16 protein-coding genes and 1 pseudogene are annotated in these 19,129 nt (G+C 70.4%); 4 read left to right on the top strand and 13 right to left on the bottom strand.

What is annotated here, in order from left to right:
* Positions 1–15: 15 nt before the first annotated feature.
* The 6 genes and pseudogenes from SSP24_RS03895 to SSP24_RS03920 all read right to left on the bottom strand — a co-directional run bounded on the left by SSP24_RS03895 (position 16) and on the right by SSP24_RS03920 (position 6,638).
* On the bottom strand, positions 16–1,590 hold the full coding sequence (locus tag SSP24_RS03895; protein ID WP_141307322.1) for a glycoside hydrolase family 13 protein: 1,575 nt from the start codon (positions 1,588–1,590) through the stop codon (positions 16–18).
* Between the two features lie 35 nt (positions 1,591–1,625).
* The gene (locus SSP24_RS03900; RefSeq protein ID WP_141307323.1) at positions 1,626–2,489 is read right to left on the bottom strand and encodes a carbohydrate ABC transporter permease; all 864 of its coding nucleotides are present in this window, start codon (positions 2,487–2,489) and stop codon (positions 1,626–1,628) included.
* A pseudogene (locus tag SSP24_RS03905) lies at positions 2,486–3,375 on the bottom strand (carbohydrate ABC transporter permease); the annotation flags it as partial. The pseudogene SSP24_RS03905 and the gene SSP24_RS03900, both read right to left, overlap by 4 nt.
* Entirely contained in the window at positions 3,368–4,717 is a 1,350-nt protein-coding gene (locus tag SSP24_RS03910) for an ABC transporter substrate-binding protein (protein ID WP_141307325.1), read from the bottom strand. The pseudogene SSP24_RS03905 and the gene SSP24_RS03910, both read right to left, overlap by 8 nt.
* A gap of 110 nt (positions 4,718–4,827) precedes the next feature.
* A complete protein-coding gene (locus SSP24_RS03915) occupies positions 4,828–5,826 on the bottom strand; it encodes a LacI family DNA-binding transcriptional regulator (protein ID WP_174864583.1) in 999 nt (332 codons plus the stop codon).
* Positions 5,827–5,966: 140 nt separating this feature from the next.
* A complete protein-coding gene (locus tag SSP24_RS03920) occupies positions 5,967–6,638 on the bottom strand; it encodes an MmyB family transcriptional regulator (RefSeq protein WP_167529502.1) in 672 nt (223 codons plus the stop codon).
* A gap of 223 nt (positions 6,639–6,861) precedes the next feature.
* Here SSP24_RS03920 and SSP24_RS03925 point away from each other — a divergent pair, with 223 nt between their 5' ends.
* From SSP24_RS03925 to SSP24_RS03935, 3 genes are all read left to right on the top strand, one after another.
* Entirely contained in the window at positions 6,862–7,518 is a 657-nt protein-coding gene (locus SSP24_RS03925) for a helix-turn-helix domain-containing protein (RefSeq protein ID WP_141307383.1), read from the top strand.
* Between the two features lie 32 nt (positions 7,519–7,550).
* Positions 7,551–8,081 carry a toxin-antitoxin system, toxin component gene (locus tag SSP24_RS03930; protein WP_141307384.1) on the top strand — a complete coding sequence of 177 codons (531 nt, stop codon included), beginning with the start codon at positions 7,551–7,553 and terminating at the stop codon, positions 8,079–8,081.
* A gap of 141 nt (positions 8,082–8,222) precedes the next feature.
* On the top strand, positions 8,223–8,459 hold the full coding sequence (locus SSP24_RS03935) for a hypothetical protein (RefSeq protein WP_141307327.1): 237 nt from the start codon (positions 8,223–8,225) through the stop codon (positions 8,457–8,459).
* Positions 8,460–8,484: 25 nt separating this feature from the next.
* On the opposite strand, the gene SSP24_RS03940 is transcribed toward SSP24_RS03935, so the two are convergent.
* Positions 8,485–9,165, bottom strand: a complete 681-nt coding sequence (locus tag SSP24_RS03940) for a 4'-phosphopantetheinyl transferase family protein (RefSeq protein ID WP_141307328.1) — start codon at positions 9,163–9,165, stop codon at positions 8,485–8,487.
* Positions 9,162–10,022, bottom strand: a complete 861-nt coding sequence (locus tag SSP24_RS03945; protein ID WP_141307385.1) for a metallophosphoesterase family protein — start codon at positions 10,020–10,022, stop codon at positions 9,162–9,164. The genes SSP24_RS03940 and SSP24_RS03945 overlap by 4 nt, the downstream gene beginning before the upstream one ends.
* 293 nt (positions 10,023–10,315) lie before the next feature.
* Between SSP24_RS03945 and SSP24_RS03950 the strand changes: the two genes are divergently transcribed.
* Entirely contained in the window at positions 10,316–11,437 is a 1,122-nt protein-coding gene (locus SSP24_RS03950; protein WP_141307329.1) for an ATP-grasp domain-containing protein, read from the top strand.
* Between the two features lie 89 nt (positions 11,438–11,526).
* On the opposite strand, the gene SSP24_RS03955 is transcribed toward SSP24_RS03950, so the two are convergent.
* The 5 genes from SSP24_RS03955 to SSP24_RS03975 all read right to left on the bottom strand — a co-directional run bounded on the left by SSP24_RS03955 (position 11,527) and on the right by SSP24_RS03975 (position 19,007).
* On the bottom strand, positions 11,527–12,351 hold the full coding sequence (locus SSP24_RS03955) for a sulfotransferase family protein (RefSeq protein WP_141307330.1): 825 nt from the start codon (positions 12,349–12,351) through the stop codon (positions 11,527–11,529).
* Between the two features lie 236 nt (positions 12,352–12,587).
* A complete protein-coding gene (locus SSP24_RS03960; RefSeq protein ID WP_174864584.1) occupies positions 12,588–13,838 on the bottom strand; it encodes an alpha-L-fucosidase in 1,251 nt (416 codons plus the stop codon).
* 1 nt (position 13,839) lies between these two features.
* A complete protein-coding gene (locus tag SSP24_RS03965; RefSeq protein WP_141307331.1) occupies positions 13,840–16,884 on the bottom strand; it encodes an alpha-mannosidase in 3,045 nt (1,014 codons plus the stop codon).
* A gap of 21 nt (positions 16,885–16,905) precedes the next feature.
* Positions 16,906–18,246 carry a 6-phospho-beta-glucosidase gene (locus SSP24_RS03970; protein WP_141307332.1) on the bottom strand — a complete coding sequence of 447 codons (1,341 nt, stop codon included), beginning with the start codon at positions 18,244–18,246 and terminating at the stop codon, positions 16,906–16,908.
* Positions 18,243–19,007: a DeoR/GlpR family DNA-binding transcription regulator gene (locus SSP24_RS03975; RefSeq protein WP_141307387.1), complete on the bottom strand. Its 765-nt coding sequence runs from the start codon at positions 19,005–19,007 to the stop codon at positions 18,243–18,245. The genes SSP24_RS03970 and SSP24_RS03975 overlap by 4 nt, the downstream gene beginning before the upstream one ends.
* Positions 19,008–19,129: the final 122 nt, after the last annotated feature.

Raw genomic sequence — 19,129 nt, forward strand, 5'->3', positions numbered from 1 at the left:
TAGCGCCTCGCGGTGTCAGGCGCGCAGCCACACCGCGGTGTCCTTCGGCAGTCGGCCCCGGTCGTCCAGCGGGCCGCTGCCGAGCAGGAGTTCTGTGTGCGCGGGCAGGTCCCCGGGGGTGTCGGCGAGGTTCACCAGGCACATCACGCCGTCCGCGCGGGTGAAGGCGAGGACGCCGTCCGGGGCGGGCAGCCAGGCCAGGGGGCCGTCGCCGAAGACGGGGCGGATGCGGATCGCTTGGCGGTAGAGGGTGAGCATCGAGGCGGGGTCCTGGGCCTGGCGGTCGGCGGCGTACGACGGCCAGTCCGCGGGCTGGGGCAGCCAGGGTTCTCCGCCGAAACCGGCGTGCGGTGCCTCGGCGACCCACGGCAGCGGCACCCGGCAGCCGTCCCGACCCGGGTCGGTGCCGCCGGAGCGGAAGTGCATCGGGTCCTCGATGCTGTCGCGCGGGATGTCGGCCTCGGGCAGGCCCAGTTCCTCGCCCTGGTAGACGTAGACAGCGCCGGGCAGCGCCAGCGAGAGCAGGGCGGCGGCGCGGGCGCGGCGGGTGCCGAGGGACAGGTCGGTGGGGGTGCCGAAGGCCTTGGTGGCGAAGTCGAAGGCGGTGTCCTCGCGGCCGTAGCGGGTGACCGTGCGGGTGACGTCGTGGTTGCACAGCACCCAGGTGGCGGGCGCGCCGACCGGCGCGTGCTCGGCGAGCGTCTCGTCGATCGACGTGCGGAGGCGGTCGGCGTCCCAGGGGCAGGTCATGAAGGAGAAGTTGAAGGCGGTGTGGAGTTCGTCGGGGCGCAGATAGCGGGCGAAGCGTTCGGTGTCGGGGAGCCAGACCTCGCCGACGAAGATGCCGTCGTACTCGTCGGCGATCCGCCGCCAGGAGCGGTAGACGTCGTGGAGTTCGTCGCGGTCGACGTACGGGTGCCGGTCGCGGCCCTCGACGAAGTTCGGCAGCCGGGGGTCCTTGACGAGGAGGGCGGCGGAGTCGATACGGACGCCGGCGACCCCGCGCTCGAACCAGAAGCGCAGGATGTCCTCATGTTCCTGGCGGACGGCCGGGTGGGACCAGTTGAGGTCGGGCTGTTCGGGGGCGAAGAGGTGGAGGTACCAGTCGCCGTCGGGCAGCCGGGTCCAGGCGGGTCCGCCGAACTGGGAGCGCCAGTCATTGGGCGCCAGGTCGCCCCGGCCTGCACGGAAGTGGAACAGCTCCCGCTCGGAGCCGCCCCTGAGGGCCGCCCGGAACCACGGGTGCTGGTCCGAGACATGGTTGGGCACGATGTCGACGAGGGTGCGGATGCCGTACGAGCGGGCCTCGGCGATCAACTTCTCCGCCTCCGCGAGGGTGCCGAAGGCGGGGTCGATGGCGCGATAGTCGGCGACGTCGTAGCCGCCGTCCTTGAGCGGTGACAGATACCAGGGCGTGAACCACAGGGCGTCCACGCCGAGTTCGGCGAGGTACGGCAGCCGGGCGCGGACGCCCGCGAGGTCGCCGGTGCCGTCGCCGTCGCCGTCCGCGAAGCTGCGGACGTACACCTGGTAGATGACGGCCGTCCGCCACCAGTCGGTCTGCGGGAGGGCATGGGTGGGTTGTCCCACGGTGCCTGCCTTTCGTATGTCGGTGAGGGGCGGTGTCAGCCCTTCGTGCTGCCCGCGCTGATGCCGGCGATGATGTGCCGCTGGAAGATCAGGAACATCGCGACCATCGGGATGCTGGCGATGACCATCGCGGCGATGAGCACGGTCAGCTGGATGTTCTGCGACAGCTGCACGAGCGCCACGCTGATCGGCATCCTGTCGGTGTCCGAGAAGACCATCAGCGGCCACAGGAAGTCCTGCCAGACCGCGACCAGCGCGAAGATCGACACGACGCCGAGCACCGGCCGCGACATGGGCAGCACGATCGACCACAGGATGCGCAGCTTCCCGGCGCCGTCGATCTCGGCGGCCTCCAGCACGTCAGGCGGGATCTGGTCGAAGAACCGTTTGAGGAGGTAGAGGTTGAAGGCGTTGGCGACCGCCGGCAGCCAGATGGCGAGCGGGTCGTTGAGCAGGCCCAGGTCGGCGACCGTCAGGTACTTCGGTACGACGAGGGCCTGGGCCGGGACCATCAGGGTGGCCAGGATGCCGCCGAGGATCACCTTGCCGAAGACCGGCCTCAGCCTGGACAGGGCGTAGGCGGCGGCCGTGCACAGCACCAGCTGGAACAGCCAGGCGCCGGCCGCCTGGACGACCGTGTTCCACAGGTGGGTCGGCAGCTGCATCAGGTCCCAGGCGTCGGTGTAGCCGCTGAGCTGCCACTGCTTCGGGACGAGGGTGGGCGGGGTCTGCGCCACCTCGTCCGGTGACTTCATCGCGCCGGTCACCATCCAGTAGACGGGGAACAGGAAGGCGAGCGCGAAGAGCAGTACGACGGAGGTGAAGACGGTCCAGTAGACGGCCCTGCCGCGCGGGCGGGCCAGGGCGGCCGGGGAGACAAGGGTGCGGGTGCTGCTCATGCGTCCTCCCCTTCGGAGCGGGTGAGCCGCAGATAGAGCGCGGAGAAGAGACCGAGGACGACGAGCAGCATCACGCTGAGGGCGCAGGCGCCGCCGAAGTCGTTGTAGAGGAAGGCGTACTTGTAGATGAGGTAGAGGACGGTGACCGTGGCGTTCTCCGGGCCGCCGCCGGTGATGACGAACGGCTCGGTGAAGACCTGCATGGTGGCGATGACCTGGAGGAGCATCAGCATCAGGATCACGAACCGGGTCTGCGGGATCGTGACGTGCCGGACGCGTTGCAGCAGGTTGGCGCCGTCCAGTTCGGCCGCCTCGTACAGCTCGCCGGGGATGGACTGCAGGGCGGCCAGGTAGATCAGGACGGTGCCGCCCATGTTGGCCCAGGTGGCGACGATGACGAGGGAGACCAGGGCGGTGTCGGCGCCGTTGGACCAGTTCGAGGTGGGCAGGTGCGCAAAGCGCAGCACCTCGTTGGCGAGGCCGGTGCCGGGGTCGTAGAACCACTTCCACAGCAGGGCGCTGACCACCGGCGGGATCATCACCGGCAGGTAGACGACGATCCGGAAGAACGACTTCGCGTGCCTCAACTCGTTGAGCACCAGGGCCAGTACGAACGGGATCGCGAAGCCGATCAGCAGCGCGAGCAGGGTGAAGGTGAGGGTGTTGCGCCAGGCGGCGGCGAACTCCGGGTCGTCGAGGACGCGGGTGAAGTTGGCGGTGCCGACCCACTCGGGCGGGGCGCCGGGCGTGTACTTCTGGAAGGCGATCACGATGGCGCGGATCGCCGGGTACCAGGAGAACAGGCCGAAGCAGATCAGGCCGCCGAGCAGGAAGGCGTAGGCGCGGGCCTGGTCGGCCAGGCGGCGCGTCATCGCCGGTCAGCCCCGGGCCAGGATGCCGTCGATCTTGCCGGAGGCGTCCTTGAGGAGTTGGTCGATGTCGGCGTCCTCGTTGGTGAGGACGGCCGAGACCACGCCGTCGAGGACGGAGTAGATCTGCTGGGCGTTCGGCGGCTCGATCTTCATCTCCAGGCTCTGGTTGCCGTCGAGGAAGGCCTCGTAGTTCTCCACGGGCACATTGGCGTTGGCCTGCTTGACCTGCTGGTCCTTCTCGTCGGCGGCGCCGGTGAACAGGCGCGGCTCGGGCAGGCCGACCGGCGCGTCGTGCTGCTTGGCGCGGGCGTAGTCGCCTAGGAAGCCGTCGCCGGGGGTGAGGAACATGTGGTCGAGCCACTTCAGACCCGCTCGGATCTGCTCGGGCGTGGCCCTCTTGTTGAACATGTAGCCGTCACCGCCGATGAGGGTGGCCCGGCCGCCGGGCATGGGCGCGATGGCGATGTCCTCGTAGTCGGCGCCCTTCTCCTTGACCAGGATGGGGATGTTGTCGGGGGCGGCGAGGTACATGCCGAGCTTGCCGGAGCCCATCATCTGCTGGACGTCGTTGATGACGAGCAACTGCTTGCTGCCCATCGAGTCGTCCTCCCAGCGCATGTCGTGCAGGGTCGTGAGGACCGCGCGGCCCTCGGGGGTGTCGACGGTGGCCTTCTTGCCGTCGGCGCTGACGACGTCGCCGCCCTGGGAGTACAGCTCGGCGGTGAAGTGCCAGCCGCCCTGGTTCTGCGCGCTGTAGTCGGCGTAGCCGACGATGCCGTCGCCGAGGGCGGCGATCTTCTTGGCGGCTGTCCGCACCTCGTCCCAGGTGGTGGGCGGCTGGTCGGGGTCGAGGCCCGCCTTCTCGAAGAGCTCGCGGTGGTAGATCAGGCCCATCGAGTAGCCGGTGCGCGGGATGCCGTAGATCTTCCCGTCGACGGTGTAGATGTCGCGCAGCTGCTGCTGGATGGTCTCGTAGCTCTTCAGCTCCTTGACGTACGGCGTGAGATCGGCCGCCTGGTTGATGTCGACGACGTGCCTGGCGTCGGTGAAGTACGTGTAGAAGACGTCCTCCATCTGCCCGCCGGCGAGCTTGGCGTCGAACGTCTTGGGGTCCTGGCAGGGGAACGCGTCGTGCGGGACGACGTCGATGTCCGGGTTCCGTTTCTCGAACGCGGCGACGTCCTCCTCGAAGAACTGCCGGTCGACCTTGGCGCTCTTGGGCGGCATGCAGTTGACCGTGATGCGGGTCTTGCCGCTCGCCGAGTCGTCCTCGCCGCCCGATCCGCAGGCAGACAGGGCGAGGGAGGAACAGGCCAGGAGCGTGAGCAGGGTACGGCGGAACCCGGTGCGTCTCATCGGTGGACCCCTTCGGGCAGGAGCGGTGGGCGCCGCACACTCAAGCACCGCCGACATCGCCACGCAAGATGTCGCGCAGAGATTGCAATTATTCGACAGCAGACTGGATCTCAGTCACGTGGCGCTTGCGCGGTCGAGCCCCGCACCACCAACTCCGGCTCGAACAGCAGCTCTTCGGCCGCTACGGCACTACCACCGATCTGCGCGTTCAGCAGCTCCACGACCGCCCGCCCCATGGACTCGATGGGCTGGCGCACGGTGGTCAGCGGCGGCTCGGTGCAGTTCATCAGCGCGGAGTCGTCGTAGCCGACGACGGAGATCTGTGACGGTACGTCGAGTCCCTTGCGACGGGCGGCGCGTACGACGCCGAGCGCGAGGGGGTCGCTGGCGCAGATGAAGCCCGTGACCCCGCGGTCGATGAGCCGGGCGGCGGCGGCGTGGCCGCCCTCGATGGAGAAGATGGCCCGCGCCACGTGCTCGTCCGGCAGGTCACCGGCGATCGCCCGGGCGGCGGCCAGTTTGCGCGCCGACGGCACATGGTCGCCGGGGCCCAGGACCAGGCCGATCCGCTCGTGGCCGAGGGAGGCCAGATGCCGCCAGGCCTGTTCGACGGCGACCGCGTCGTCGCAGGAGACACCGGGGAAGCCGAGGTGCTCGATGGCGGCGTTCACCAGGACGACCGGGATGTTGCGGTCGGCGAGCAGCCGGTAGTGGTCGTGCGGGGCGTCGGCCTGGGCGTACAGGCCGCCGGCGAACACGACGCCGGAAACCTGCTGTTGCAGCAGCAGCGCCACGTAGTCGGCCTCGGAGACACCGCCCTTGGTCTGCGTGCACAGCACCGGCGTCAGGCCGAGCTGGGCGAGCGCACCGCCGATGACCTCGGCGAACGCCGGGAAGATGGGGTTCTGCAGCTCGGGCAGGACCAGGCCGACGAGGCGGGCGCGTTCGCCGCGCAGCTGGGTGGGGCGCTCGTAGCCGAGGACGTCGAGCGCGGACAGCACGGCCTGCCGGGTGGCTTCGGAGACCCCGGGCTTGCCGTTGAGCACCCGGCTGACTGTGGCCTCGCTGACCCCGACCTTCTTCGCCACTTCCGCAAGTCGTCGTGTCATGCGCGCAAGAATAGCGCAAGCGATGCAAGTGGCTTGCGTCAAGTCACACAACTGGCTTGCGTACGGGAGAGGTCCCGTCGGCAGTCGCACCCCGGCCCGACCGTGGCGCCGTCGGCGACCTGAACGCCGACGGTGCCCGGTCAGGCCTCGGGGGTGGGTACCACCGTGAGATGGCTCGCGGTACTGCGGTCGCGGGAGCGGCGGCGCGGGGCGGGGGCGGGCCGACGGGGCTCGCGCAGCACCATCGTGAGCCGGGTGCAGCCCATGCCCTGCAGGGTCCTGGGCGTCTCGGCGACGATCCGGCAGTCGGTGGCGCCCCAGCGCGGGTCGGGGTGCAGCAGCGGACGGACGGCCCCGTCGTGCTCGACGGCCGCCTCGCCGACCGCGCGCACCCAGTGCGGCAGCCCGTGCCGGTAGGCGGCCTCCATGATTGGGTCCTGTGCGATCTCCCGACGGATGGCCTGCAAGCCGTGGTCGTGGCCGTGCCGCTCCACGGCGGCGGCGAAGTGCGCAAGCATCGGCAGACACCAGCGCGACTCGTGCTCGCCGAGCACACTGGAGGCGTCCGGGTGGAACAGCACGAACCTCAGGAAGTTGTCGCCCGGCATGGCCGTCGGATGCGGCGCGATGCCGCGGAAGAGTGACGCGAAAGCGCTGTTGGCCAGGACGACGTCCCAGCGGTGGTCGACGACCACGGACGGAAAGGGCACGGCCTCCATGAAGGTGGCGTAGTCCTGGAGATACGACTGGGCCTCGGGATCCTCGGGGACGGACCGCAACGCGGACCGCTGCCCTCCTGCCTGCTGTGCCATCGGGAGGTCACCCCTCTTGCCTATGCGGCCTTCACGCGGCGCCCCGATCCTGCTGCCCCGAAGCTTTCTGTGTCAACTATCGTGGCATTTCGTGCCGGTTGACGGCTGAAATTGGCCACAGTTGTGGCGAGACCTGGATGTGAGTTCGAAGCACCGGCTACTCTCCGGGAAGTTCACGGCAACCGCTCGCGAGAAGTACGTGAGAGACGTAGGAGACCTGTCGGTGACGGATGGCTACGAGGTTCCCGGCGCCACGGCGACGGCCACCCTGCCGGCCGTGATCGCCCGCGTCACCGCGCTCGCCGACCGGCTCGGCGTGCCGCACGCGGAGGTCTTCGACACCGCCCGGCTCTCCGTTGCCTGCGGTGTCCCCGAGCCCGTCGTCAAGGACCTGCTGCGCGGCCGCCCCGCCGGCGAGCCCGATGTGCAGGCACGGTTCTTGCAACGCCTGGACCTGTTGCGCCGCACTCGGCTGAAACCCAACGGGCGCAAGTACACCCAGCAGGAGATCGCCGACGGCGCCGGGATGTCGCGGCAGCAGGCCGGTGCCCTCATCAACGGCGACCGGCGCCCCACCATGGAGCACTGCGACGCCATCCAGCGTTTCTTCCGGGTGCGCGCCGGTTTCCTCACGGCCGAGGACCCCGAGGCGCTCGCGGACACCCTCCAGCGCACCGAGCAGGAGCTGCTGCAGAAGCTCGCCGACCGCGAGCGGGAGGCGGCCGCGGCGGCCGACGACCCGCTGGAGCGGCTGCTCCAGGACCACGGGGTGCGCGGGATCGCCTGGCGGGCCGCCCAACTGCCCACCGACCAGCACCGCGACAAGGTCGCCGAGTGGCTGGACATGCTCCTGGAGAGCGTCAAGCGGCCCGAGTCGTGATCCGGGAGAGAACTGTGGGCATCGGTAAGGAAATGCGCCGCCTGTGCGGCGAGCTGGTCACGGAGCTGGCGCTGCCCGCGCCGGCCCGGCCCGCCGATCTGTACGCCGCGCTGTGCGACGCGATGAGCAGGCGCCGCGGCCGCCCCGTCCACTTCCGCACGGCCGCCTTCCCGCCCGGCACGGCCAGCGGGCTGTGGCTCGACATGGCCGACCAGGACCTCGTGGTCATCGAGGAACGCACCGCCCCCGACCACCAGTTGGTGATCCTCGGGCACGAGCTGTGGCACATGAAGGCCGGGCACTGCAGCCATCACGTCGAGGGCGCCGCGGTCGCGGCCCGCTTACTCGACGACAACGCCGACCTCCAGGCGACCGTCCTGAAGGTCGCGGCCCGCACCCGCTTCGACCTCGCCGACGAGAAGGAGGCGGAGAGCTTCGGACTGCTGCTCGCCAGCAAGTGCCGCACGTGGCTGGCCGGTTCGGCGCTGCGCGGGCCGGTGCAGCGGGATCATCTGGCGGGGCGGATCGAGGCGTCGCTGGGGTACGTCGGACCGCAGCACTAACGTCCGCCGAGCGGGCGAACCGAGGCGCGGCCGAGCCGGATTGTCAGTGGTGGACGGCAAGCTGGAAGTGCGCCGTCGAATGTGGGGGCGTACGTGCCGTCCGGGCACGTGTTGCGACGACGAGGGCGGGAGAGCCGACCGATGCCCACTGCCGTACTGACCGACCGGGAACGCACCGCCGTACAGGCCTATCTGCGCCTGCTGCACACCGTACGAGCGGCGTTCGACATCGCGGCCGGCCCGCCGGACGCCCGTCGACCACCCGTGGTCGCGCCCGCCGTCCTCGCCGAGGCGGAACAGGCCCTGGCGGAGGCGGGCCTGACGGGCAATGAGGAGGCGTTCTTCCGTCTGCTGCAGAGCTGGTGCCCGGAGCGCTGAGGGAGGGGACGACCGCCGCACGCCGTCAGGCGTGCGGCACCGTCACCGACGTGGCCACCAGCCCCCGCTGGACCGTCCAGCGGCCGTCGAAGGAGCCGAGGCGGCGGCCGTCGACCACGGGCCCGGGCACGAGCAGTTCGGCATGGAACCGGCCGTGCTGCGCCCCGTCGGGGCCGACGACGATCTCTATGTCGGCCTCCGCGAAGTCCAGCCACTTCCGGGTGAGCGGGAACCACGCCTTGTAGACGGACTCCTTGGCGCTGAACAGCAGGCGCTCCCAATGGACGCCCGGGTGGCGCGCGGTGAGCCCCCGCAGCCGGTCCTGCTCGCTCGGCAGGGCCACGGCCTCCAGCACACCGGCCGGGAGCGGCGCGTGCGGTTCGGCGTCGATGCCGAGGGAGGCCAGGTCGGTGGCGCGGACCAGAGCGGCGGCGGCGTAGCCGTCGCAGTGGGTCATGCTGCCGACCAGCCCGGCCGGCCAGCCGGGCGCGCCGCGCTCGCCGGGCAGGACGGCCTGCGGGGGCACGCCGAGCTTCTCCATGGCGCGGCGGGCACAGGCGCGTACGACGGCGAACTCGCGCTGCCGTTTGGCGACGGCCTGCGCGACGATCGCCGCCTCCTCGGGGTACAGCGGCGCGGGCTCCGTCCCGTCGCTGCCGTGCACCTCGACGGACACCACCGGATCGGGCAGCAGCTCCTCGATCACGGCGTGGTGACCTCGCTCGGCAGAATACGGCGCAGCCGACCCGGCGGCTCCTTGCGCTTGCGCCACTCGCGCGGATAGCCCACCGACACCTCCTCGAAGCGGACACCCTCGTGGTACGTGGTGCGTGGGATGTGCAGATGGCCGTAGACCATCGTCTCGACCCGGAACCGGCGGTGCCAGTCGGCGGTCAGCCGAGTGCCGCACCACATGGCGAACTCCGGGTACCACAGGACCTCGGTCGGGTGACGGTCCAGCGGATAGTGGTTGACCAGCACGGTCGGCAGGTCCTCCGGGATCTCGGCGAGCCGCCGCTCGGTCTCCGCGACCCGCGCCCGGCACCAGGCCTCGCGCGTGGGATAGGGGTCGGGGTGCAGCAGATGCTCGTCGTTGCACACGATCCCGGTCGAGTGCGCGTACGCCAGGCCCTCGTCCTTGGTCGTACAGCCGGTCGGCAGGAACGAGTAGTCGTACAGCAGGAACAGTGGCGCCACGGCCACCGGGCCGCCGGGGCCCTCCCAGATGGGGTACGGGTCCTCGGGTGTCGTCACGCCCAGCTCACGGCACATCTCGACCAGGTGCTCGTAGCGGGCGACGCCGCGCAGGGTGACGGGGTCGGACGGGTGGGTCCACAGCTCGTGGTTGCCGGGGGCCCAGATCACCTTGCGGAAGCGGCCCGCGAGGGTCTCAAGCGCCCAGCGGATGCGGGACACGCTCTCCGCCACGTCCCCGGCCACCAGCAGCCAGTCGTAATCGGTCTCGGGGCGCATCTTCTCGACCAGTTCGCGGTTCTCCGCGTACCCGATGTGCAGGTCGCTGATGGCCAGCAGCTGTCCGGCACCACCGGCCGTCGATGTCACCTGTCGCCCCCTCACGATCACACGGTCGGGACCACGAGAACACATGCGCGCCTCGGTCGGCAAGCGCGACCGGAGTGTACCGGGGGATATCAGGAACCCCCGCAACAGGTGGGTGTGATCGTGAATTCCGTAACACGCGCGTTGCACGCGGCGGCCCGGTGAAGCCGTATGATCGCCCCAACACCACCGCCCACTACCTCCCTTCACACGGGGCGGTTCGGTGTCCCTCCAACCACCCCCAGGCCGGGCCGGCCCCGCTCCGCCGTGCCCGCGAACCGTGAAAGGCGGCCTGCATGGTCTCTCGCGTACGCGTCTGGCTCAACCGCACGTACGCGGAGAACGTGTTCTTCATGGATCAGCTGCGGAGAAATCCCAGCGACCGGGCCGTCGAGATCCATGCCACCCACGGCGACCCCGACTCGCCCGTCCTCGCCGCCGCCGACACCGCCGATCTGGAGCCCGAGGGCCTGTCCCCCGCCGCGTACGTCGAGTTCGCCCTGGCGGTGTGCGCCAAGCGCTCGATCGACGTGTTCGTGCCGCGTCTGCACCAGGCGGCGATCGTGGCGCACCGCGCCGACTTCGAGGCGGTCGGTACGGCGCTGCTGGCGCCGCCGCCGGAGGCCGTGGCCGTCTTCCGGGACAAGGTGATCGCCTACGAGGCGGTCCAGGCGATCGGCGTGCCGGTGCCGCCGTGGTGGCGGGTGCGCAGCGCCGACGAACTCCTCGCCGCCGTCGAGGAGTTGGAGGCGGGTGGGCACAAGGCCTGCTTCAAGCCGGCGTCCGGTGCGGGTGGGGTGGGCTTCCGCGTGATCACGCGCGCCCCCTTCTCGCTGCTGCACCTCAACGGGTTCCCGACGCCGTACGTCCAGCTCGATCTGGTGCTGCGGGCGCTGCGCGAGGCCGAGGAGCCGGTGGACTGGCTGGTGATGCCGCGGCTGGAGCAGCCGGAGGTGTCCGTCGACTGCCTCACCGGGCGCGACAACGTGGTCCGGCTGGCCGTCGGGCGGACGAAGTGCGGGCGTCGTCGCGGGTTCACGCTGGACGAGCGGTTCGTGGAGCCGGCGCGGCGGATCGCCGAGGGGTTCGGGCTGCACCATCTGTCCAACATCCAGTTCCGGATGTTCGGTGAGCAGCCGGTGCTGATGGATGTCAATGCGCGTCCGGCCGGTGGGTTGCATCAGCTGTCGCTGTGCGGGGTCAATGCGCCTTGGGCCGCTGTGCGGTTGGCGCTGGGCGATGACCCGGGGGTGATCGAGCCGCCGTTCCTCGGCCAGGACTACACGGTGGTGTCCGCTCCGCGGCCGCTGCGGGGGGTGTCCGTTCCGGCGCAGCGGGTGGAGGAGGCCGCGGTGTTGCCAAAGGCCGTTGCGGAGTCGGCGCCGGTTCAGGCTGCGGCGGAGGTACTGCCGCTTTAGGTTGTGTGCCGGGTGCGGGGGTGTGGGGGCTGGTCGCGCAGTTCCCCGCGCCCCTGACCCGGCGCTGCCCTTGCCGACTGCTTCAGTGGCTAGGTCGGGTAGCCCCATGTCTTTGCCAACTCCGCCAGCTGTGGGGGAAGTTCGGCCGTGGGGTCGGCGGGGCGGGCCGGTTGGATGCGGCCCGACTTGATGGTGCTGCTCCAGTCGCCGAGTTGGGGGCGGAACGTGCCGTGGTCGCGGCTGCCGTAGTCGAGCATGCTGCTCTCCCACTCGACGCCGAGGTACTCGCACACGCCGCGCGTCGTCTTCTCGGGCTCGGCGGTGAGTTCCTCGTATGTGATCACGTGCACGCTGTCGAGGTTCCGGCGCGCCTCCTCCAGCTTCTCCGCGTACCCGAGCACCTCTTCGTGGATGGCATCGAGGTCGGGGTTCTCCCGGCGGTCGGCCAGGGACGCGATGATCGCGGCCGGGTGTCGCAGCAGGAGGACGTAGCGGGCGTTCGGCCAGCATCGCTCCAGCCGGGGCCAGATGAGGGTGTTGGGCGGCGTCTTGTCGACGATGACGTCCTTGCCGCTGCGGGTCAGCTCCAGGTGCAGGATGCGGTCCCACAGGACGTGCTCCAACTCCTCCTTGTCGAGCCGGAGTTCCTGCATGGCGGCCGCGGTGAAGCTGCGGGTCAGTTGCACATGGAGCGTGCGCAGGTGCATCTCGTGCGGGGCCCGGATGCGGCTGTGGCTGTTGAGCAGGACCCGCAGGAGGGTCGAGCCGGAGCGCACCGAGGAGAGCACGAAGACCGGCGAGTCCACCAGCCGGGGGGCGCGCGGGGCGGTGTACGACGACTGCTCCTGCCCGGCACTCCGGGGTGAGGGAATGGCGTTGAGGGTGCGGCGCGGCGGGCTCACCGCCTGCATCATCAGCCTCCCTCGGCGCCTCAGCCCCTTGCCTATCGAAGACTTACGCGGGTCTCGCACCTTGACACCTCTCTCTTGCCGCCGTGCCTCCGAATGTCAGGGGCAGCAGGCGAACTCCAGGTGTCCAAAGGGCAAAGCGCCGGGGTCACAGACGCCCGTTTTCCGCCCATGACCTGGCGCTTTACCGCTTCATTAAAACTTCCTGGGAGTTCCTGTCAACTGGCTGGGCGTTCGGGGGGTCAGAACCGCCCCGACCCGCGGTACAGCTCCAGTTCGCCGTCCAGTTCGACGGCGAGCACGGTGGCGTGCGGGTCGAGGTCTGCCTCGGCGGGCGGCTCGATCCACAGCACCCCGGGGGTCTCGTGCAGGCCGCCGGTGACGTGGTGGGACAGCTCGGTGCCGGCGCCGAGCACCGTCACCCGGCGCACCCGGCTGAGCAGTCCGCGCACGTTGATCTCGGCGCGCGGGGCGTCGAAGAGGGTCAGGTACAGGGTGCGGCGGTCCGGGGAGAGGGTGCTCGGGCCGTAGTGGTGCCCGGCGGGCAGGCCCCGCACGGTCCCGTACACGGCCTCCGCGTGTCGGCGGATCCAGGCCCCGAGCCCCTGAAGCCGTTCAGCCTGTTCGACGGGTATGGTGCCGTCCTCGCGCGGGCCGACGCTGAGCAGCAGATTGCCCCCGCCGCCGATCGTCTCGGTGAAGTAGCGGACCAGCTGGTCGACCGACTTGTGGTTGTGGTCGTGATGCTGATGGCCCCAGGAGTCGTTGATGGTCAGGCACAGCTCCCAGGGACCCTCGGGCGGGACGACCGGGGCGCCCTGTTCGGGCGTGGCGTAGTCGCCCTCGCTGAGCATGCGGGCGTTGAAGACGACGTCCGGCACCTCGGAGCGGATCAGCGCGGCCAGCTCGGGGATGCGCCACTGCTCCTCGCTGCGGTCCCACTCGCCGTCGAACCACATCAGGTCCGGCTTGTAGCGTGACGTCAACTCCCGTATCTGACCGTCCCGGTAGGCCAGGAAGCGTTCCCAGGCCTCCAGGTCCTCGTCCTCGGCCGCGACCTCCGAGTAGCGGTTGTCCTCCAGCTCCGGAGGACGCCCCGGCTTGCGGGTGGAGGCGTAGTCGGGGTGGCTCCAGTCGGAGTGCGAGTAGTACAGGCCGACCTTGAGGCCCTGCTCGCGCAGTGCGTCGGCGTACCCGCCGATCAGGTCGCGACCCACGTTCAGGTCGCCGTGGGCGGTGTCCCACAGGGCGACGCCGTCGTGGTGGCGGCTGGTCAGCACGGCGTACCGGGCGCCGGCGCTCGCGAAGAGCTTCGCCCAGTCACGCGGGGCGTAGTGGGCGGCCGTGAAGCGGTCCAACTGGGACATGTACTGGTCGTACGGCACGATGTCGTCGTAGAACGACCAGGACTCCTGCACGCCGTCGACGGCGTAGATGCCCCAGTGGATGAAGATCCCCAGCTTGGCGTCGGTGAACCACTGCTGCATGGGCACGCTAGCTCCGGGTCAGTCGAAGGGTCAGGATCTCAAAGGGCCGCAGTGAGACAGGGATGCCGCCGTCACCGTTGATTTCCGTGTCCTGGAGCGGCCGTTCCAGCAGGTCCGTCACCTGGGCGCCTGCGAGGGGGAAGCCGGTGCGCAGGACGCCGGTGGCGCGGCCGCCGCGGGACTCGTAGAGGCGTACGACGACGTCACCGGAGCGGTCGTCGGCGAGCTTCACGGCCTCGACGGTGACGCCCTCGCCGTCCACGGAGAGCACGGGCTCCGGGGCGCCCGCGGAATCCGCCACGCGCAGCGGGAGGTTGAGGGCGTACCCCTCGGCGATCGCGTCCTCGACGGTCGCTCCGGGCAGCAGGGCGTAGGTGAAGCGGTGGCGGCCCTGGTCGGCCTCGGGGTCGGGGACACGTGGGGCGCGGACGAGGCTGAGGGCGACGGTGGTGGTCGTACCGCCGTCCTCGCGGACCGTGCGGGTGACGTCGTGGCCGTAGGTCGAGTCGTTGAGGACGGCGACGCCGTAGCCGGGTTCGGCGATGTGCACCCAGCGGTGGCCGGAGACCTCGAAGCGGGCCGACTCCCAGCTGGTGTTGGTGTGCGTGGGGCGCTGGACGTGGCCGAACTGGATCTCGGCGGAGGAGTGGGGTGCGCGGAGGTCCACGGGGAAGGCCGCCTTGAGGATCTTCTCGGCCTCGTGCCAGTCGATCTCGGTCTCGATGTCGATGCGGGGGCTGCCGGAGCGGAGGGTGATCGTCTGGGTGATCTTCGAGCCCCGGCCGAAGGAACGCTCGACCTTCAGGGCGCCGAGCAGCGGGTCACGCTCCACGACGGTGATGGAGTCGGCGTCCAGCAGGTCGGTGTAGCGGTTCCTGTAGTGCTTGTCGATGTCCCAGGCGTCCCAGTAGTTGGGCAGGTCCGTGTGGAGGCGGAGCAGGTTGCCGGGGCCCGCGAGGACCTCGCGGTTCGCTCGGAGGTCGTAGACGGAGGCGAGGGTGCCGTCGTCTCCGACGGTCACGCGGACCAGGCCGTTGTCGAGGGTGCGGTCGGTGACGATCACCCTGTCGGGGGTCGGGGTGTTGTCCAGGGGCGCGCTGCCGCCCGCCGGGACCTGCACGACGGTGGCCTCGCCGTCGGCACTCCGGACCACCTCGTGCCGGTCGAACGGGCTGGTGTTGAAGGCCCGTGCCTCGCCCGTCCCCAGCGCCGCCAACGCCTCCCGCGTCAGCGCCTCCAGTTCCTCAGCCACCCGCGCGTACTCCGCCTCCGCCTCCCGGTGCACCCACGCGATCGACGAGCCCGGCAGGATGTCGTGGAACTGGTGGAGCAGGACCGTCTTCCACAGGCGGTCGAGCCGCTCGTACGGGTAGGAGTAGCCCGGCGCGTGCAGGGCCGCTGTCGTCGCCCACAACTCCGCCTCGCGCAACCGGTGTTCGCTGCGCCGGTTGCCCTGCTTGGTGCGGGCCTGGGTGGTGTACGTGGCGCGGTGCAGCTCCAGGTAGAGCTCGCCGACCCAGACCGGGGCGTCCGGGTACTCGGCGCGGGCGGCGGCGAAGAAGGCGTCCGGGTGTTCGATGCGGACCTTCGCCGAGCCCTCCAGGTCGGCCAGGCGCCGGGCGCGCTCCAGCATCTCGCGGGTGGGACCGCCGCCACCGTCGCCGTGGCCGAAGGGCGCCAGGGATGTCGTACCGCGGCCCTTGTCCTGGTAGTTGCGGACGGCGTGGGCCATCTCCTTGCCGGAGAACTCGGCGTTGTAGGTGTCGACGGGCGGGAAGTGGGTGAAGATCCGGGTGCCGTCGATGCCCTCCCACCAGAAGGTGTGGTGCGGGAACTTGTTGGTCTGGTTCCAGGAGATCTTCTGGGTGAGGAACCACTCGTTGCCGGCGAGCTTGGCGAGCTGCGGGTAGGCGGCGGTGTAGCCGAAGGAGTCGGGCAGCCACACGCCCTTGGTCTCGATGCCGAAGTGCTCCATGAAGAAGCGCTTGCCGTGGATCAGCTGGCGGGCCATGGCCTCACCGCCGGGCAGATTGCCGTCGGCCTCCACCCACATGCCGCCGACCGGCGCCCAGCTGCCGTCGGCGACGGCCTTCTTGATCCGGTCCCACACCTGCGGGTAGTTGTCACGCACCCACTCGTACTGCTGGGCCTGTGAGCAGGCGAAGACGAACTCCTCGTACTCCTCGGCGAGCGCGGTGACGTTGGAGAAGGTGCGGGAGGTCTTGCGCTTGGTCTCGCGGACCGGCCACAGCCAGGCGGAGTCGATGTGTGCGTGACCCACGGCGGAGAGGGTGTGCGCGCTGGCGTGCGCGGGCTTGGACAGGACGGGGGCGAGGACCGCTCGGGCGTCGGCCGCCGTTCCCGAGATGTCGTCGAGGTCCAGGGCGTCCATCGCGCGGTCCAGCGCGTGCATGATCTCGTGGCGGCGCGGGTCGTGTTCGCCCAGCTCCAGCATCAGTTCGCGCAGCACCTGCACGTCGAGGGAGAGGTGCCAGACCTCCTCGTCGAGGATCGCGAGATCGGCGCGTCGGAAGGTGTAGAGGGGCTGGTCCCCGGCGGTGAGCACGTCGCCGAGGGGAGTCGGCGCCGCGAAGTCGTTGGCCAGGATGTCGGGGTTCGACGCCGCCTCGACCAGATAGTCGACCGGCTCCCCGCCCGCGGCGGGGTGCGCGATCGGCACGTACTGGTTCTGCGGGTTGACCGCCTTCAGCGGGGTGCCGTCCGCGAGGTGGACCAGGGCCTCGGCCTGGTTGCCGGGCCAGTCGCCGACGAAACCGAGGTCGATGACCGCCTCGACGCGGCGGCCCGCCCAGTCGGTGGGGACCTGGCCGCGCATGCGGAACCAGGTGGTGCCCCAGGGCGGGCCCCAGGGGGTGTTCATGGCGAAGGGCTCGTACGTTGCGGCTGCGGCCTCGGCGAACGGGACCGGCTCGCCCGGTGCCTGCCAGGACTCGACGGTGAGGGGGACGGTGGCCGCGTAGATCGCGGGCTTGATGCGCTGGTTGTGGACGCGCTCGACGCGCTCCTCGATCCGGCGGCGTTCGTCGTGCATGGAACTGCTCTCCTCGGGGCGCTACTTGAGGTACGAAAGGCCGGGGTGGACGGCCGTGTAACCGTCGACGAGCCGTCGGGCCACGTTGACCGAGTCAACCAGCGGGTGCAGTGCGAAGGCCTTCACGGCGGTGCGCCGGGATCCGGACTCCGCCGCCGACAGCACCTCACGTTCGACCGCCTTCACCGCGCAGACCAGGCCGGTCGCGTGGTTCGGCAGCGGGCTCACGGCGACGGGGTGCGCGCCGTTGGCGTCGACCAGGCACGGGACCTCGATCACCGCCTCGGAGTCGAGCACCGACAGCGTGCTGCGGTTGCGCACGTTGAGGATCAGCGTCGTGCGCTCGTCCCGCGCGATGGCCCGCATCAGCGCCAGCGCCACCTTCTCGTAGCCGCCGGACAGGTCGTCGGCGTCGCGCTCACCGGCGCCCGCCGTCTGACGGTTCTCCGCCATGTACGTGGCCTCGCGCTCGGCGCGGGTGGTGTCCCAGGCCCGGAGCGCGGCGGCGTCCGGGTTGCGCATCTCCTCGTAGAAACGGGCCTGCTGGTCGCGCAGGAAGGCGCCGCGGGTCTGCTCGGCCTGCTGGTAGGCGCGGACGGCTTCCCGATTGAAGTAGTAGTAGTGCAGGTACTCGTTGGGGATCGCGCCCAGCGACTGCAGCCAGTCGACGCCGAAGAGCTTGCCCTCCTCGAAGGAGCCGAGCAGGTCGGGGTCCGCGAGCAGGCGCGGGAGTTCGTCGCGTCCGGCCACGCGCAGGCCGCGCACCCAGCCGAGGTGGTTGAGGCCGACGTAGTCGATCCACGCCTCGCCCGGGTTCTTCACGCCGAGCACGCGGGCGATACGGCGGCCGAGGCCCACCGGCGAGTCGCAGATGCCGATGACGCGGTCGCCGAGGTGGCGGGACATGGCCTCGGTGACCAGTCCGGCCGGGTTGGTGAAGTTGATGACCCAGGCGTCGGGGGCGAGCCGGGCCACACGCCGGGCGATGTCGACCGCGACCGGCACGGTCCGCAGACCGTAGGCGATGCCGCCCGCGCCGACCGTCTCCTGGCCCAGGACACCCTCCGCGAGCGCCACCCGCTCGTCGTCGGCGCGTCCCTGAAGGCCGCCGACCCGGATCGCGGAGAACACGAAGTCGGCGCCGCGCAGGGCCTCGTCGAGGTCGGTGGTGGCGGTGACCTCGGGCGCGTCGGGGACACCGGCGGCCTGTTCGGCCAGGACACGGGTGACCGCGTTCAGACGACCGGCGTCCAGATCATGCAGCACGACATGCGTCACCCGGCCCTCGGCATGGTCCCCGAGGAGCGCCCCGTACACGAGCGGCACCCGGAATCCGCCGCCGCCCAGAATCGTCAGCTTCACGCTTGCACCTTTCCCGCCACGACCACCTCGACGCCCGCCTCCTCCAGGGAGGACCGCGTCGCCGCGTTCACCGGCGCGTTCGTCACCACCACGTCCAGGTCCTCGGGACCGCAGACCTTCGCCATGCCCGTACCCGGGAACTTCGCCGCGTCCGCGAGCAGGACGACCTTGTCACCGGCCTTGATCATGGCCCGCTTGACCGGTACCTCGACGACGGTCGTGTCCATCACCTGCCCGCCCGGCCGCACCCCGCTGGTGCCGAGGAAGAGCCAGTCGGCGTGCAGCTGGCGCAGGTTGTCCTCGGTGAGGAAGCCGACCAGGGAGCGGTACTCGCGGCGGACCATGCCGCCGAGCAGCACCAGCTCGATGCCCTCGTCGTCGGCGAGTTCCTCGTACACCACGAGGTTGCTGGTGATCACCGTGAGGCGGCGGCCGTGCAGCTGGCGGGCCAGCCGGAAGGCGGTGGTGCCGATGTCGAGGAGCACCGACTGACCGTCCTCGATCATCGCGGCCGCGCACACCGCTATGGCGTCCTTCTCGGGCACCCGCACCTCCGCGACCTCGGCGAAGGGCTGGTCGCCCTCGTCGACCACGGCGCCGCCGTGCACACGCGTGAGCAGGCCGTCCTCTTCGAGTTTCACCAGGTCACGCCGGATGGTGGCGGGGCTCACGCCCAGCTGCTCGGAGAGATCGGTCACGGCCGCGGGGCCGCCGGAGCGCAGGGCCCGCAGGATGAGTTGGTGTCGTCGTTCTGCCAGCACGTCGTGAACAGTACTCGTCATCTTCAATCATTTCTATGCTCACTTCTGCTGCGCTATTGACCAAACTCGCGAGGCGGCGCACGATTCCGCTCACCGAAATGAAGACTTTTGACGAGAGGACG

This window comes from Streptomyces spinoverrucosus (assembly GCF_006539505.1).
Taxonomy (GTDB): Bacteria; Actinomycetota; Actinomycetes; order Streptomycetales; family Streptomycetaceae; genus Streptomyces; species Streptomyces spinoverrucosus.